The sequence below is a fragment of the Aquimarina sp. AD1 genome (genome assembly GCF_003443695.1).
Classification (GTDB): domain Bacteria; phylum Bacteroidota; class Bacteroidia; order Flavobacteriales; family Flavobacteriaceae; genus Aquimarina; species Aquimarina latercula.
On record NZ_CP031966.1, the window covers coordinates 2538020 to 2554734 of the forward strand.

Annotated in this window: 12 protein-coding genes, 2 tRNA genes and 1 pseudogene; 7 read left to right on the forward strand and 8 right to left on the reverse strand. The window is 34.3% G+C overall.

From position 1 onward, the window contains the following. Positions 1 to 39: 39 nt before the first annotated feature. Positions 40 to 1281: a glycosyltransferase gene (locus D1815_RS11230; protein WP_118387011.1), complete on the forward strand. Its 1242-nt coding sequence runs from the start codon at positions 40 to 42 to the stop codon at positions 1279 to 1281. Here D1815_RS11230 and D1815_RS11235 read toward each other — a convergent pair. From D1815_RS11235 to proS, 5 genes are all read right to left on the reverse strand, one after another. After that, positions 1278 to 1841, reverse strand: coding sequence for a hypothetical protein (locus D1815_RS11235; RefSeq protein WP_118387013.1), 564 nt, complete (start codon positions 1839 to 1841; stop codon positions 1278 to 1280). The genes D1815_RS11230 and D1815_RS11235 overlap by 4 nt on opposite strands. Positions 1842 to 1988: 147 nt before the next feature. Beyond that, the gene (gene rpsT, locus D1815_RS11240) at positions 1989 to 2237 is read right to left on the reverse strand and encodes a 30S ribosomal protein S20 (RefSeq protein ID WP_027392409.1); all 249 of its coding nucleotides are present in this window, start codon (positions 2235 to 2237) and stop codon (positions 1989 to 1991) included. Between the two features lie 35 nt (positions 2238 to 2272). After that, positions 2273 to 2344, reverse strand: a tRNA-Glu gene (locus D1815_RS11245). 67 nt (positions 2345 to 2411) lie between these two features. Beyond that, positions 2412 to 2483: transfer RNA gene (locus tag D1815_RS11250), tRNA-Glu, on the reverse strand. A 79-nt stretch (positions 2484 to 2562) separates the two neighbouring features. Then, the gene (gene proS, locus D1815_RS11255) at positions 2563 to 4041 is read right to left on the reverse strand and encodes a proline--tRNA ligase (RefSeq protein ID WP_027392410.1); all 1479 of its coding nucleotides are present in this window, start codon (positions 4039 to 4041) and stop codon (positions 2563 to 2565) included. Positions 4042 to 4140: 99 nt separating this feature from the next. Between proS and D1815_RS11260 the strand changes: the two genes are divergently transcribed. Beyond that, positions 4141 to 5211, forward strand: a complete 1071-nt coding sequence (locus tag D1815_RS11260; protein WP_118387015.1) for a hypothetical protein — start codon at positions 4141 to 4143, stop codon at positions 5209 to 5211. A gap of 147 nt (positions 5212 to 5358) precedes the next feature. After that, entirely contained in the window at positions 5359 to 6867 is a 1509-nt protein-coding gene (locus D1815_RS11265; protein ID WP_118387017.1) for an OmpP1/FadL family transporter, read from the forward strand. 77 nt (positions 6868 to 6944) lie between these two features. Here the strand turns inward: D1815_RS11265 and D1815_RS11270 are convergent, their stop codons facing one another. Together D1815_RS11270 and D1815_RS11275 are read right to left on the reverse strand one after the other, a co-directional pair. Beyond that, a complete protein-coding gene (locus tag D1815_RS11270) occupies positions 6945 to 10670 on the reverse strand; it encodes a T9SS type B sorting domain-containing protein (protein WP_118387019.1) in 3726 nt (1241 codons plus the stop codon). 203 nt (positions 10671 to 10873) lie between these two features. Next, entirely contained in the window at positions 10874 to 12406 is a 1533-nt protein-coding gene (locus D1815_RS11275; RefSeq protein ID WP_233557506.1) for a T9SS type B sorting domain-containing protein, read from the reverse strand. A gap of 375 nt (positions 12407 to 12781) precedes the next feature. Between D1815_RS11275 and folE the strand changes: the two genes are divergently transcribed. The 4 genes from folE to lgt all read left to right on the forward strand — a co-directional run bounded on the left by folE (position 12782) and on the right by lgt (position 16330). Beyond that, entirely contained in the window at positions 12782 to 13459 is a 678-nt protein-coding gene (gene folE, locus D1815_RS11280; protein ID WP_027392415.1) for a GTP cyclohydrolase I FolE, read from the forward strand. A gap of 44 nt (positions 13460 to 13503) precedes the next feature. Continuing rightward, positions 13504 to 15000, forward strand: a complete 1497-nt coding sequence (cysS, locus tag D1815_RS11285) for a cysteine--tRNA ligase (protein ID WP_118387021.1) — start codon at positions 13504 to 13506, stop codon at positions 14998 to 15000. A gap of 14 nt (positions 15001 to 15014) precedes the next feature. Next, positions 15015 to 15284: a membrane protein insertion efficiency factor YidD gene (gene yidD / locus D1815_RS11290; protein WP_027392417.1), complete on the forward strand. Its 270-nt coding sequence runs from the start codon at positions 15015 to 15017 to the stop codon at positions 15282 to 15284. Between the two features lie 95 nt (positions 15285 to 15379). After that, the gene (lgt, locus tag D1815_RS11295; RefSeq protein ID WP_118387023.1) at positions 15380 to 16330 is read left to right on the forward strand and encodes a prolipoprotein diacylglyceryl transferase; all 951 of its coding nucleotides are present in this window, start codon (positions 15380 to 15382) and stop codon (positions 16328 to 16330) included. A gap of 94 nt (positions 16331 to 16424) precedes the next feature. Here lgt and D1815_RS23920 read toward each other — a convergent pair. Further along, positions 16425 to 16571, reverse strand: a pseudogene (locus D1815_RS23920) (peptide chain release factor 1); the annotation flags it as partial. Between the last annotated feature and the right edge of the window lie 144 nt (positions 16572 to 16715).

Here is a 16715-nt window from a genome sequence, read left to right on the forward strand (position 1 = left end):
TCTGAGGCTTTTTTTATTTTAAAAAATACAATATCAAAAATGGATAGCATCTTAATAATAGGCAATGTATGGCCAGAACCTAATTCCTCCGCTGCCGGAAGTAGAATGCTTCAACTAATTCAACTATTCATATCTAAAGGTTTTAAAATAACTTTTGCAAGTACCGCTGCCGAAAGTGAACACATGCACGACATTAATGCACTTGGCGTCACCAAAACTACCATAGCTATTAATGACAATAGTTTTGACAATTTTGTAAACAACCTAAAACCTCAATTTGTTATGTTTGACAGATTCATGTCCGAAGAACAATTTGGATGGAGAATCGCTAAACATTGTCCGAAAGCTTTAAGGATTTTAAACACAGAAGATCTTCACAGCCTAAGAAAGACAAGAGAAGAAGCTTTTAAAAAAAAGATTGACTTTACATATTCTAATTTAAAATCAAGCGATATGGCAAAAAGAGAAATTGCCAGCATTTATCGTTCTGATATCTCTTTAATTATATCAAGTAAAGAAATAGACATCTTACGAAATCAATTCAACATAAGAAAAGAACTATTACAATACCTTCCTTTTCTACTAGACCCAATTAACACTCAAACAAAAAATAACTGGAAGCCCTACAACCAAAGAAGCCACTTCATAACTATCGGAAACTTTAGACACGAACCTAACTGGAATAGTGTTTTATATTTAAAAGAAACTATCTGGCCGCTGATAAAAAAAGAACTTCCGGAAACTGAACTTCACATCTATGGAGCGTACCCACCACCAAAAGCCACTCAAATACACAATCCAAAAGAAGGATTTCATATAAAAGGGTGGACAAAAAACGCTGCAGAAGTTATGCAGCAAGCACGTATATGTATCGCCCCTATACGTTTTGGCGCAGGAATCAAAGGAAAACTATCAGAAGCAATGCTAAACGGAACACCTAGCATAACAACAACTATAGGCGCAGAAGGGATGCTTGGAGAAGACTCAGACTGGAATGGCTTTATCAAAGATAAACCAGAAGAATTTGCAAAAGCAGCCATCAAACTATACAACAATGAAAATATCTGGAATCAAGCACAACAAAATGGAATAGAAATCATCAACACTCGTTTCAAAAAAGAAGAACTTAGCAATAAACTAATTCAGCGAATCTTTAAATTAAAAGATAATTTAGAAGAGCATCGTTATCAAAATTTCATTGGCTCAATGCTACAACATCACACCATGAAAAGCACTGAATTTATGTCTCGGTGGATTGAAGAAAAAAACAAGAACAACTAATGCCCTAATAGGTTTACAAAAAACTGATCAATCCCAAAAAGTAAAACCATTAATAAAAACACAAAACCAACTGTTTTCAGAGTACTAAACTTTAACTCATCATCAAACTTTGCCCTATAACCTAAGAGAACTCTAATTATTTCTAAAACCCTAACCCTATTAAGAAAGAGTACTAAAAACAATAACAAAAGATAAAGCATTGCACTCGCCAATGCTCCATATGTATCAAAAAATATAGCATCAAAAACAATTATATTAATAAGAATTGGCATGAGAACAAAAACCCCAAATAACTTTGTTTTCTGAAACAACAACAAACAGGCTCCAATCAATTGCGAAATACCAATAAACAATATATAAGAATAGGAATACCCCATAAAAGTCCAAGCTAGATCAAACCCTCCTACTTCAGACAAAGGAATCATAGCTATTTCTTCAGGTAAAACACCTCTTCTGTAAAACTGCCCTCCCAACAACTTACCAGATCCATATATGGTAATTAGCATAAAAACATACCATCTAGCAGCAAGCTCTATATAATAAGAAAATTTAGAATTCATCTTACAACTTTCTCATAAGACGATATCAAACAAATTCAGGTTACAAACAATTAATAATAAAAACAAAAAAAAATAGATTATTGAAAACAAAAAAAGCCTCTTCACTGATGTGAAGAAGCTTAATATCTTTTAAGAATTCTCTTTTTATTAAAGAGCAGCTACGTGCTTAGCAAGTTTTGACTTTAAATTAGCTGCCTTGTTATCATGTATGATATTACGCTTTGCTAATCTATCAATCATAGAAACTACAGAAGGAAACAAAGTCTCAGCTTCTTTCTTATCAGCTTCACGCAATTTTTTGATAGCATTACGTGTAGTTTTGTGCTGATATTTATTTCTAAGACGCTTAGTCTCACTATTTCTAATTCTCTTTAATGCTGACTTATGATTTGCCATCTTTTCTTTGTTAAATTTCTTTACTATAAAATTCGTAGCCCGTAGGGGAATCGAACCCCTCTTACCAGGATGAAAACCTGGCGTCCTAGCCGATAGACGAACGGGCCATTTCCTTTTTCAAGGATTGCAAATTTATAGTTTTCACTGTAAACTTGCAATTAATTTTTTAATTCGTAGCCCGTAGGGGAATCGAACCCCTCTTACCAGGATGAAAACCTGGCGTCCTAGCCGATAGACGAACGGGCCATAGTTGTTTGTCTAATTGCGGATGCAAAAATACAACTATTTTTTAATGGCGCAAGTGTTATTTTATTTTTTTCTAAAATTAATATGCTTTTGCAAATAACACCCTTACTTTAGAGGGGTTTCCGCTATATACACAACTACCATTTTCTTCTTTTGCATCAAACGGAATACATCGTATAGTGGCTTTGGTCAACTCTTTAATCTTTTGCTCTGTCTCTGCCGTTCCATCCCAATGAGCTGATATAAAACCACCTTTATTTTCTAAAACTTCTTTAAACTCATCAAATGAAGCAACCTCGGTAATATGCTCATCCCTAAATTGAGTAGCTTTTTGATGTAAACTTTCTTGAATTTCTTTTAATAAAGACTCAATCGTGTCTACAACCTGATCCTTATCTACAAATTGTTTAGAAAGAGTATCTCGTCTTGCTAGCTCTACCGTACCTTTTTCTAGGTCTTTAGGCCCAATAGCTATTCTTAATGGAACTCCTTGAAGTTCGTATTGTGCAAATTTAGCTCCTGGCCTATGCGTATCTCTATTATCAAATTTCACAGAAATACCTTTAGATCTTAAATCATTAACTAATTCATTTGCTACCTCAGAAATTTGATTCAATTGTTCCTCTCCTTTATATATTGGAACAATAACCACCTGTATTGGAGCAAGATTAGGCGGTAAAACCAATCCATTATCATCACTATGCGTCATAATTAAAGCCCCCATCAATCTAGTAGATACACCCCAAGAAGTAGCCCATACATAATCAAGTTTTCCTTCTTTTGAAGTAAACTTAACGTCAAAAGCCTTGGCAAAATTTTGGCCTAAGAAATGTGAAGTTCCTGCCTGTAAGGCCTTCCCATCCTGCATTAATGCCTCAATACAATACGTATCTTCAGCTCCTGCAAAACGTTCACTTTCAGTTTTTCTTCCCTTAATTACCGGAATTGCCATAAAGTCCTCAACGAAATCAGCATATACATTATTCATTTGATCAGTTTCAGCAATTGCTTCTTGTCTTGTCTCATGAGCCGTATGCCCTTCTTGCCACAAAAACTCCGCTGTTCTTAAAAACAAACGAGTCCTCATCTCCCATCGAACAACATTTGCCCATTGATTTATTAAAATTGGTAAATCTCTATACGATTGGACCCATCCTTTATAGGTATTCCATATAATTGCCTCAGAAGTAGGTCTAACAATCAACTCTTCTTCTAATTTAGCTTTTGGATCAACTATTAATTTTGAGGTATCCTCTGGATCAGTTTTTAATCTATAATGAGTTACCACTGCACATTCTTTTGCGAACCCTTCAGCGTTTTTTTCTTCTGCTTCAAACAGACTTTTAGGAACAAAAAGAGGAAAATATGCATTTTGATGTCCAGTTTCCTTAAATTTTCTATCTAATTCCGCTTGCATTTTCTCCCAAATTGCATACCCATAGGGTTTAATTACCATACACCCTCTTACCGCCGAATTCTCAGCTAAATCAGCCTTTACGACTAATTCGTTATACCATTTAGAATAATCTTCACTACGTTTTGTTAGATTTTTGCTCATAATCTGCTATTTGGCACAAATGTTGTGACTTTGTTAAATAAAAAATAGTTAGGGCAAAACTAACTAAATTTGTATTGTTCAACAATAAAATAAGGAGATATGCGACTTAAAAATTATTTTAAAAAAAATGGAGCTGTTGGGACCTTCCTTGCAGCCTCTCTACTTATGTTGACATCTTGCGGTTCTTATGAGTATGCATCTTATGATGATGGTATTTATGGCGAAGCAAGAAGCCAAAGAAGTTATGAACCACAACCAACCGCTACCAAAACCGAAACTAGTTCAAATTATTATTCTAATTACTTTTCAGAAAAATCTGCTCAGATTGACAATGTTATGGAGCAAGATGCCATTTTCACTGATATAGACTCTTATTCTAGTGAAAACTACAACGCTTCTGATACGACAAATGTAGCTTTAGCTTATGAAGGCGGACAACCTGCATGGGGAAGTGATTATGATGAAGTTTCTGTAAACATAATAAATACTGGATGGAATAACTGGGGATGGAATGCCTGGGGCCCTGGAATAGGCTGGGGATGGAATAACTGGGGATATAACTCCTGGGGATGGAATGCTGGATGGGGACCTGGTTTTGGATGGAACGCCGGCTGGGGATGGAATGCTGGATTTGGATGGGGAAATCCATATTGGTATGGTGGTGGATTTTGGTGTCCTCCATATTATAACTATGGATATGGTGCGTTTGGAAGAAATCGAATCGCATACAATAGAGGTTTTAGAAATCGAGGATTTAGAAATGCTTATGCAGGGAATTACAGAAGCAGAAGTGCCTACAATAGTAGATCTAGAAACTATAACAATAATAGATCAAGAAGTCGCTCGTACAATAATCGCAGTAGCTACAATAATAGAAGAAGAATCTCCGCTAACAATAATAGAAGAACAAGAACCTCAACATATTCTGGAGCAACTAGATCATCAAATAATGGCGCGTACTCGCGATCAAGATCAAACAATGCTAATAGAAGCAGCACTAGATCATACAGAGGAAGTTCCAGAAGTTCAGGTACAAGGAGTTATTCTGGATCTAGAAGTAGCAGCAGCAGAAGTTCTGGATCTTACAGAAGCAGCGGATCTAGTAGAAGTAGCGGATCTAGATCTAGCGGTAGCCGTGGAGGAGGAAGAAGCCGTGGCGGAAGAGGTTAAAATCCACTTTTAAATTCTTTAAAAATTTTCAAAAAAAATAAAGTTTATTGGATTTAGATAGACATACAATCGATTAAAAATTGTGTCTTATCTAAATCCATAATCTGTTGTGTAGTAACAATAGTTAAATCAAATATTGCAACATATATGAAAAAGATATTTTTATTCGTTGGTCTATTATCTCTATCCTTCATAAATGCCCAAGATATTACAGATGCAGTAAGATATTCTCAACAAGAAATTTTAGGTACTGCACGTTTTAGAGGAATGAGTGGCGCATTTGGTGCTTTAGGAGGAGATATGTCTGCATTACAAATAAATCCTGCAGGATCAGCAGTCTTTTTAGGTTCCTCTGGTTCAATAACATTATCCTCGTCAAATATCCAAAATGATACAAATTATTTTGATGGTTTTAGCGAAACATCATCTTCTAATTTTAACTTTAATCAGATAGGTGCTGTATTCATATACAATAACCGTAATGAATCAACTATCCTTAACAAGGTATCATTAGGTATTGCATATGATCAAACTACAGATTTTGCCGAAGAACTATTTGCTTTCGGAAGAAGCAACAATTCAATCGATAATTTTTTTCTAGCAGAAGCGCAAGGCATTCCTCTCGATTTATTAACCCCTAGAGCAGGAGAAAGTCCAGACGATCTTTACAGTTTTTTAGGAGAAACAGAAGGTTATGGAGCTCAACAAGCATTTCTTGGTCACGAATCATTTATTATCGAAGGAAATGATCTTACAGACTCCAATAACACATCATATTTCTCAAATGTAGCTCCAGGAGTTTTTGACCAGGATTACTATTACGAAAGTACAGGTTTAAATGGGAAATTCACCATTAATGGAGGAGCCCAAATAAACGATAGATTTTATGTTGGAGTTAACCTTAATTCGCACTTTATTAACTATGATAAAATCACGAGGTTTGACGAATTCAATAATAATACAGGAAGTGTGGTTAATGAAATTATTTTTACAAATAGGCTATCTACTATTGGAGCAGGCTTCTCTGCACAAGTAGGAGGAATACTAAAGGTTTCACACATGCTTAGACTAGGTGCTTCTTTAGAATCTCCAACTTGGTATTATATCGAAGAAGAAACAACGCAAAGAGTAGTTACCGACGGAGTAAATGGAAGAATTAATTTAGATCCTAACGTAATAAACATATTTCCAGAATATCAATTACGTACTCCAGCAAAAGCAACTGGAAGTATTGCGGTTCTTTTTGGAAAACGTGGGTTAATTAGTTTAGATTATTCATATAAAGATTATTCATCTACCGAATTTGATTCTGATGAAGGCGTGAATTTTTCTGATATAAATAGACAAATTGAAAATAGTTTACAAGGAGCTTCTACCCTTAGAATAGGAGGAGAATTAAGAAATGGCAACTGGAGCTTTAGAGGTGGTTATAGCTATGAAGAAAGTCCATATGAAAATGAATTCATTCTGGGAGATAGAACTGGACTCTCTATGGGTATTGGTTATAACTTCGGGAAAGTAAAATTTGATGTCGCATATGACTATTCAGAACAGGAGCGTATTGAACAATTTTATCCAAATACATCTTTCACAAATTTTGCAACAGTAGAAAGTTACAGAGATAACCTAACTTTCACCTTAAGTTTAAATTTATAAAAAAAATAAGTCGCTTTAAAAGCAAAAAAGGAGTTGATGTTCATCACTCCTTTTTTGTTTTTCCTGTATATTATCCTCTATCTTATTAAAGAAAAACTAGCGTTAAATTCTTTCATAACACCATTTTCTGTATACCTCACTTTAAACCAATACTCACTTGATGGTAACAGATTTCCATTATAAGTTCCATCCCACGTACCTAAAGACCCCAGATCCTTTAAAAGTTTTCCTGATCTATTAAAAATTAGAATTCCATTAATCTGAACATTATCGTTCCCTACAATCCCCCAACTCTCGTGAAAACCATCTCCGTTAGGCGTAAAGTACCTTGGGTAATCAACCACAAATTCTACTGGAAGTTCAATTTCGCCACACATAAAAACATCTCTTACATACACAAAATGTTCTCCTCTAGTCACTCTAGTAAAAACCGGAGAAGATTGCCAATCGCTAGTATCTAATCTATATTCATAATCCCCTATTGCATCAGAATCTACCATTACCTCAATAGTAGCATTATCAGAAAAAGCACCAGAAAGCAATTCTACAGTAAAATCTTCTATTTGAGGTGGATATGACTCTACAACCGTTGTTACTACTACCGAAACACACATTGTACTATTATTAGTGACTAATACAGCATACTGACCCGCAGTCGTGGGATTATAAGTAGGTTCGATCTCTCCTGGAATCTCATTTCCTGTTGCTGCTGTAGCTCCAACATACCATTGAAAATCATAAACAGTATCATCTAAGTTTGTATCGATCACATCTGTTGGAATCAAGTTAATAATCACACCATCATTTTCTAAACAAAGTACATACTCCTCTTCTAAAGTAAAGTCAGGAAGTGCATTAACAATCAACTGAACTGGAATCACCCTAAAACAATCATTACCCATCGCTAATGGATCAACACGCACATAAACCACTTGATTAAATATTTGTACGTTCTGATATGCTGAAGGAGATGAAATTGTATTAGTATTACCTAATTCAGCATCTTGCATCGACTCATAATAATCAATATCATAATCAGAAATACTCAAATCATTAGATATGTCTGCATCATTTAAATTAAGAATGTCTTGTACCGTCAAAGTAAGATCAAAAATCCCCACACCCTCTTGATCTGATTCACAAGTTTCCAATGAAGTTGGAGACAAATCAAAATCATCATACAATGTAGTACGTAATTGCAATGTTACACTAGAAAAACAACTATTATCTGTATCTCTACCCACAACTATTAAATCTCTAGTTAATGTAGTGCTCAGGTAAGAAGCAGGGTTAGGAATAACATTATCGTTATCTACATCGTTTTGGGACTCATAATATGATAAAACAATATTGGTAGCACCTCCTGTAATCTGGTCTTCTCTAAGGGTTAAGTTATAAACAGTATCAACCTGATCACTGCATAAACTAATAGGATCAGGATTAATTAATTCTGGATTATGCAGTACTTCTAAATCGAATGAAATTGTAGACCTAAAACACTCATCAACATCTGCAGCTCCATTATTATTATCATCTGATTGTACTCTTACCCATATTGTTTGCGGGTTAGACTCATTCATAAACGCACCTGTAATCTGTCCTGTATTATTTATAGCTTCATTCTGTGTTCTATGGTAGCTAACTAATAATGCTCCCGCTTGAAAACCAATCACTTCGACATCTTTTTCTGTTAAATCAAAAGTTGCTTGATTAGGATCATCACTACATAAAACAAAATCAGTTACTGAATTATTTTCAGGTAACCCTACAACCTCTAGCTGAATATGTTGTCCTAAACCCAGACATCCGTTATTAGTACCATCATCAACTCGTACATATAAATTTTGAATAAAAGGTGATGCATCATTTCTATGATTCGTCGGATCTACGATTGCATTCTCCTCTGCTAAGGCATCTGCTAAATTTTCATAATATGTAATGACTAAATTTTGTCCTGAAGGATATAGCGCGGTAACTTGACTTGTAGCATCACTAAAATCAAAAGTAGCAATCCCGTTAGCGTCATCATTATCTACATCGATATTATCACAAGTTCTATAAGATAATCCAAAACCTGCAGGAATCTGCGTTGCAGATACTACTAGATCTACCTGGGCCGTTCTAAAACATCCCTTATCAGTTTCTATCCTTGAAAACACTGTACTATTTATCGGAATGGGATTAGGATACGTAGTAAAGTTAATAATTTGATCCGCAGGATCAGCATTTATTGCTGCAGTCTCGGTAAGATAATACGAAAAGAACTCATTAGCAGCATTTGAAGAAATTAGCGTGTTTGCTTCTGACAAATTAAATAACGAAATACCATCAGTATCATCATCACACTGTAATAAGGATACTACTGGCACTACCACTGGAAGGGGGTTAACTATCAATTGAAAGCTTGTAGTCTCATAACAACTTTGTTCAGAAACATTTTCAATTCGCGCATATATAGTTTGAGGATTAGCTATATTAGTATAATTATTAGGTAATTCTGTCCCTAAAACACCAGCATCCGCATCAGCTTGAGATGCATATAAAGAAACTAAAAAACCTGCAGAATTCTGAGTTCCCAGAACTTCTGATGCAATATTAGAAAGATCAAATTCTACAACACCGTTAGTATCATTACCATCCAATACATTATCACATAATTCTATATCCATAGGAACATTCGCTACAGGATTCTCATATACCCTCAACATAAAAGAAGTTATTTCGAAACATATTTGATTCGTTCCACCTATTCTAGCCCATACAACTTGGTCTGCTACAGTATTTACAAAATTATCTGGATCGGTAATAATATTATCACCTGCTGCGCCTGTATAATTTTCCGCATCTTCCTGCGTAAAGTGATACGTCACTGTAAATTCAGTTGGATCTTGAGCACCTAAAATAACAGATGTATTCTGAGTAAGATCAAAAGTTTCAATTCCATTTTCATCATCATCACAAGCCGATAAATTCTGAGGTGTATTTGCAATAATAGGAGGAGTATAAAATGTAATCACAACCTCATCAACTTCTGTATTACCATCAACATCTTCAATAAGCAATTGATATCTCCCTGATGTTGTAACTGTATATGTCGGACTAATTTCACCCGAAATAATATCAAATACCATGGTAGTCTCATTATAAACAGACCATTCATATCTGATAGCTCCATCTGATGTACCATCCAACACGACAGGGTCTGAACCGCAAATATCCTGATTAGGCCCTAGCGCTGCTTCTAGTATAGAACAGTCTGTAGAACCTGTACCCCCAGTTTGCTGAAAATTTATAAAACCAGGTTGCTCTGAAAAATTAGTAATCAATACAAGATAAAACTCTCCAGCAGTTGCAGCTGGAATATTCATCGCTTCTACTGCGTCTGGCGAATAACTACAATCAACAGTATTACCTGCTGTTAGCTCAGCAGTACAAGGAGAAACAGGGTCCGCAAAAGGTCCATAACATATAAAATCCACATCTAATTGGGTACCAGTTCCATCTTCATTAGTAGATTGCGAAATGCGAAAAGTCAATGCTCCTGTATCATCTATCTGCAAATAATACCAAGCAGGGAAAGGTTGTGTAGTTAAACACCCATAATTAGGACCAATTTCAGAGCTATTTACACAGCTACTATTAGTACTATTACAATTCGGGAAAACAATACCAGTAGTACTACAAAAAGGATCAGCACCATTATCCCCTATAGAATCAGCACAAACAGAACCTTGCGCTATACTAAAATTTGTATAAATGAAAAATGACAAAAATAATATCGATACAGGTATTCTTTTACTCATTACCAGTCTTTAAAATAAATGATAAAATAGCTTTGTTTCTAAAATCCAAGGCTTCTTATATAAAAACAATCATACTACAAGAAACCCTAACAAATAATATAATAAAACCGGAATAGTGTAGTAACCAAAATTATTATATCAATAGACTACATTTAAAAACCTTTTTTAATCCTAAAAGTTTACAAAAATAAATCTATTCTAAATTATCTAATTAAAGAAAAACTACCTGCAAACACCCTTCTCCCTCTATTCGGATCACGATCGGACTGTTCATTAAACTCCACCCTAAACCAATACTGCGAAGAAGGCATTAAATTTCCATTATAAGTACCATCCCACCCAGCTCCAGTTGGATTCAATTGTTTCAACAATTTTCCATGTCTATCAAATATATAAACCAATGCGGGAGTAGGTTGATCTTCTGGATTGATTAAATTCCATGTTTCATGAAAACCATCTCCATTAGGAGTAAAATATTTAGGATACCCTAAGATCATAATATCAACAGATGTTCTTTCATTATCTGGACAATTAACATATCTAGCAACGATACGATAATCCCCAGGAGGGACCCCTTCAAATATTGGCGAAGATTGGTAAGGCCTAGATTCTACAAAATTACCATCCATATTTACATCTCTATCTAATCGATATTCAAAATCAGTAAATCCTTCCGCCTCTACGATTGGGTCCGTAGATATTTCTGCCGTTATAGTATAACTCCCCGCAAACGATTCTTCTGTAATGGTATACCCAACCTGAAATGTAATTTGAGAAACATCTAACACAGAAACTTGATCAGGAGAATCTGGCACTTCTATACCGCTGGCATCAAAACCTCTTAATCTATAAATCCCGTTAGAAGTAACATTATCGTAAAAAGGAAAAGTAGCACCTGGAATATCCACAAAATTTGTATCTCCTAAATCCGCTCTAGACCATTGAAAAGTTTCCGCAGCAGGTACAGCTGGAGGTCCAGTACTTGCAGGAAACCTTCCTTCTATTGTTAAAGGAAACTCTCCACAAGTAGCAATCCTATCCTGAGGTATACCTGGCTCTAGCACACTGCAATCGGTTGTTCCTGCTCCATCTTCTCCAAGATTTGTCTGCTCTAATTGTATTACTCCAGCTTCATCAGAAAAATTAGTAATCAATACTATGTAAAATTCTCCTGTCTGAGCATTTGGTATTGTAAATGTTTCTATAAAATTATCATCTGATGTTCTCGCATAACTACAATCTACAATGTTTGTATTATCTTCATCATCGATATAAAAATCAGGTTCATCAGCATTATTTACGCATTCCGCTGGCCGAATATTATCTCCATCTCCATTAAGATCACACCCTCTTGACAACTCGTCATCGCAATTAATAATGAAAGAAGTTTGAAAAGGCCCCCATGCAATAAAATCAACATCAAGCTGTCTTTCATCACGATCCAAACGATTATCCCCATCGGTATCCATCCATTGTCTTATATCAAAAACCAGTTCTCCGGATTCATCAATAAGCAAAAAGTACCAAGAAGGATTTGGCGTAGTGTTTAAACATCCAACTTCTCCTAACCCATCAATATCACCAATTGTATTGGGAAATGTTAGTTCTAAAGAAGCATCTGAACAGAATGGCTGAGCGTTTCTACAGGCAACATCAAAGTCCTGCGCGTTTGTTAGTGCACTATTAAAAAAAAACAGTACAGACAATAATAAGATTTGAGGTAGTAATTTTGTCATGTTTTATATAACGTAGGTTCGTCTATTTTCTTGTGTAGGAATTAAATTTACTAATTTTAATATATAGTGGGTATAAAAGTATCATATTATTTATAATTGTTAACATAGCTTTCACTAAGTAAAAAGACAAAATCGTATCTTTGCAGCCTGTTTATAGTTGATTTTATTCGATTTCGAGAAATCACTTAGATTTATTGATAAGAATCAACACTAAAACTGTAGGAAATTTAGAAAAAGAATACGTTGGAATTGTAAATAATTTTACTTTCAATTTTGAATAGAAAATACTGATTGAAAAGTAATAATTAGTAATTTAATTTATTGATGTTTCTACTCATAATTCTTTTTATTTGATAATAATAAAATTTTGAACTTGTGAAGATAGACAAGGCCCTTGAAGCTATTGAAGCGCTAGGTGATAATCATGTAGCTACTAGCGCAACAACTCCTCTTAGAGAAGATGCATTTAAATTAAGCGATAAAGAAAAAATCGCTTTAATTAGAGAAGATGTAAAGCATATTATGGAAACTTTGGGATTAGACCTTGATGATGATAGTCTTAAAGGAACTCCCCAACGAGTTGCGAAAATGTTTGTGAATGAAATTTTTTCTGGTTTGCATCCACAAAGAAAACCAGAGGCTTCTACCTTTGACAACAACTACAAATATGGAGAGATGCTAGTAGAAAAGAATATCACAGTATATTCTACTTGCGAACATCACTTACTCCCAATTATAGGAAGAGCTCACGTAGCATATATTTCTAACGGAACGGTTGTGGGATTATCTAAAATGAATCGAATAGTAGATTATTATGCAAAACGCCCTCAAGTACAAGAACGTTTAACTATGCAAATTGTTCAGGATCTTCAGGTAGTCCTAAATACCAAAGATGTTGCTTGTGTAATAGATGCAAAACATCTATGCGTAAATTCTAGAGGAATAAGAGATATCGAAAGCAGCACAGTAACTAGCGAATTTGGAGGGAAATTTAAAGATCAAGCTGTACGCAGAGAATTCCTAGACTACATTAAATTAGACACCACGTTTTAATTTTATATTTATTCAATCAATAATCACAAGAACTCATTAAAATCATGGCAATAGCTCCATTGTACAAAACTCAAAAACTAAAAATTTACAACTCAATTTCGGGTCAAAAAGAAGAATTCATTCCAATTACTGAAGGTAATATTGGAATGTATGTTTGTGGCCCAACCGTTTATAGTAATGTACATTTAGGAAATTGTCGAACTTTTATTTCTTTTGATTTGGTTTACAGATATCTTAAACATTTAGGGTTTAAGGTGCGTTATGTTCGAAATATAACAGACGCAGGACATTTAGAGAATGATGCAGACGAAGGAGAAGACAAAGTTTCTAAAAAAGCAAGATTAGAACAATTAGAACCTATGGAAATAGTGCAGCGATACACTTTAGATTTCCATAACATTTTAGCGAAATTTAACAACATACCTCCTAGCATAGAACCAACTGCTACAGGTCATATTGTTGAACAAATTGAAATGATTAAATCCATAATTGATAATGGTTTTGCATACGTAACGAATGGCTCTGTATATTTTGATGTTAAAAAATTCAATGAAACTAATGATTACGGAAAATTAAGTGGTCGTAATCTTGAAGATATGATTCCTAATACCAGAGAATTAACTGCACAAAGTGATAAAAAAAACCCTCAGGATTTTGCTTTATGGAAAAAAGCAGAACCGGAGCATATTATGCGATGGCCATCTCCTTGGAGTGATGGTTTTCCTGGATGGCATCTAGAATGTACGGTAATGAGTACTAAATATCTAGGCGAAAAATTTGATATTCACGGAGGCGGAATGGACCTTAAGTTTCCACACCATGAATGTGAAATCGCCCAAGGAGAAGCAGCTTGTGGTGTTAGTCCTGTAAATTACTGGATGCACGCTAATATGTTAACTCTCGATGGTAAAAAGATGTCTAAATCAACAGGAAACATCTTATCGCCAGCTGAAATTTTTAATGGAGAAAGCGACAAACTTAACAAAGCTTTCGCCCCTAGCGTTGCTAGATTTTTCATGCTTCAAGCGCACTATCGAAGTATCTTAGATTTTTCTAATGATGCTCTAGAAGCTTCAGAAAAGGGTTTTTATCGACTCATGGAGGCAATTGAAACTTTAGAAAATCTAAAAATAGGTGACACTACAGAAGGATTTCATGTTCAGAATTGGGTAACAGAATGTTATGCTGCTATGAACGATGACTTTAATAGTCCCATTCTAATTGCTAAACTTTTTGAAGCGGTAAAATTCATTAATTCAATAAAAGAAGAAAAATCTTCTGTATCAAAAGAAGATTATGAAATGCTAAAAACTAAAATAAGTGAACTAGTATTCGATGTTTTAGGATTGGTAAATGTTAACGAAGCTTCTTCCGATATTAGCGATAAACTTTCTAGTACGGTTGAATTATTAATTCATCTAAGAGCAGAAGCAAGAGCAAATAAAGATTTTGCAACTAGTGATAAAATCAGAGACGAGTTATTAGCTATGGGAATTCAACTAAAGGATGGCCGTGAGGGAACTACTTTTACTCTAAATTAATTTAATATTTTATTTTGGGTTCAAATTTAACCTTAAAAAAGGTTTTAATACTACCATTTATTGGAGTTGTGAAATTATACCAACATGTAATTTCACCTTTAACTCCTGCTACCTGTCGTTATCAACCTACTTGCTCGCATTACACTGTAGAGGCACTAGAAAAGCATGGATTGTTTAAAGGTGGAAAACTAGCCATAAAACGTATTTTTAGTTGTCACCCGTGGGGAGGTAGTGGATATGACCCAGTTCCGGATGCCGACACCAAAGAAAAAAAGAAAAGTTAAACTTATCCCCACACCTGTTTATCTCATTAATGTTTTATTTATAATTTTGAGTTCAATTAAATACCTATATTTACCCTAGAAAAATAATTTTCCACATGATATTCTCTAAAATAGTATGGAATCCTATAGAAGGATTTGATCTTGGTTTTTTTGTTATTCGTTTTTACAGCCTGATGTTTGTAGTTGCTTTTTCATTAGGATGGTATTTAATGAAGAAAATATATATCCGTGAAAAAATTTCAATGGAAAAACTAGATTCTGTATTTATCTATGCAGTCATAGGTACTTTATTAGGAGCTCGATTAGGTCATGTATTCTTTTATGATTGGGATTATTACAGAAATAATTTACTAGAAATCATTTTACCTTTTAAATTCAATCCAACATTTGAATTTATAGGATTTAGAGGACTTGCAAGTCACGGGGCAGCTATAGCATTTATTATAGCTATGTATTATTACTCTAAAAATGTTTTAAAAAAACATCCTTTATGGATTATGGACAGGGTAACGATTCCGGCAGCTTTCGGAGGAATTTTTGTTCGACTAGGAAACTTTTTTAATTCAGAAATTATCGGAGAACCTTCCGAAGAATCTGCCTTTGGAGTAAAGTTTATAAGGGATGGTTTAAGCAAAGGAGAAGTTGTAAGAGAAACAGGAATTAAAAATATTAATGAAGCGTACTCCGCTATTGTAAACAATCCTAAATTTGCTAATCTACTAGAAGCAATTCCATATCGTCACCCCGCTCAATTATACGAAGCATTTGGATATATTTTTGTATCATTAATACTTTGGCTATTATACTGGAAAACAGACAAACGAAACAACAGAGGGTTTTTATTTGGAATGTATATGATGCTTATATTCATTGTTCGTTTTATTGTAGAATATGTAAAAACAAGCCAGGATGGATTTGGAGATGGACCTAACGGAATACTTTCTACTGGCCAGTGGCTAAGCATACCTTTTATATTAGTTGGACTCTATTTTGTAGTAACAGCTAAGAAAATTAAAGAAGACGCAAAGTCATATACTTTAAAATAAAAAACACGCCATTTATAAAAAAGAGAGTAATAACTAGGTTATTCTATTTAAAAACCTCATTAGATTCTTTTAGTTTCTCTCTACTTTCTACGAATTATAATTCGTCTATTATTTTACGGATATTTCTATTAACAATATTACCAAGATCATATAAAATTAATCTTATTCGATGATCGGTTATCCTACTTTATAAATAATTACATGTTCTAATTTTTGCAGATTTGTCGCCAGAAGAAACAATATGCATAAAATTACATATACACAGAAACATATTCAACTGAGTTACCTTGTTATAAACTAATATTCAAATATTTGATATTCTCAAAAAAAACCATCTACACCATGTGTTTTACAAGTTTATTAGTTAATTATTGTTAATAAATAC

Excerpts from the sequence above, each read along its gene's own strand:
- D1815_RS11230 (WP_118387011.1), top strand. The coding sequence starts at position 40 with ATGGATAGCATCTTAATAATAGGCAATGTATGGCCAGAACCTAATTCC.
- D1815_RS11235 (WP_118387013.1), bottom strand. The coding sequence starts at position 1,841 with ATGAATTCTAAATTTTCTTATTATATAGAGCTTGCTGCTAGATGGTAT.
- rpsT (WP_027392409.1), bottom strand. The coding sequence starts at position 2,237 with ATGGCAAATCATAAGTCAGCATTAAAGAGAATTAGAAATAGTGAGACT.
- proS (WP_027392410.1), bottom strand. The coding sequence starts at position 4,041 with ATGAGCAAAAATCTAACAAAACGTAGTGAAGATTATTCTAAATGGTAT.
- D1815_RS11260 (WP_118387015.1), top strand. The coding sequence starts at position 4,141 with ATGCGACTTAAAAATTATTTTAAAAAAAATGGAGCTGTTGGGACCTTC.
- D1815_RS11265 (WP_118387017.1), top strand. The coding sequence starts at position 5,359 with ATGAAAAAGATATTTTTATTCGTTGGTCTATTATCTCTATCCTTCATA.
- D1815_RS11270 (WP_118387019.1), bottom strand. The coding sequence starts at position 10,670 with ATGAGTAAAAGAATACCTGTATCGATATTATTTTTGTCATTTTTCATT.
- D1815_RS11275 (WP_233557506.1), bottom strand. The coding sequence starts at position 12,406 with ATGACAAAATTACTACCTCAAATCTTATTATTGTCTGTACTGTTTTTT.
- cysS (WP_118387021.1), top strand. The coding sequence starts at position 13,504 with ATGGCAATAGCTCCATTGTACAAAACTCAAAAACTAAAAATTTACAAC.
- lgt (WP_118387023.1), top strand. The coding sequence starts at position 15,380 with ATGATATTCTCTAAAATAGTATGGAATCCTATAGAAGGATTTGATCTT.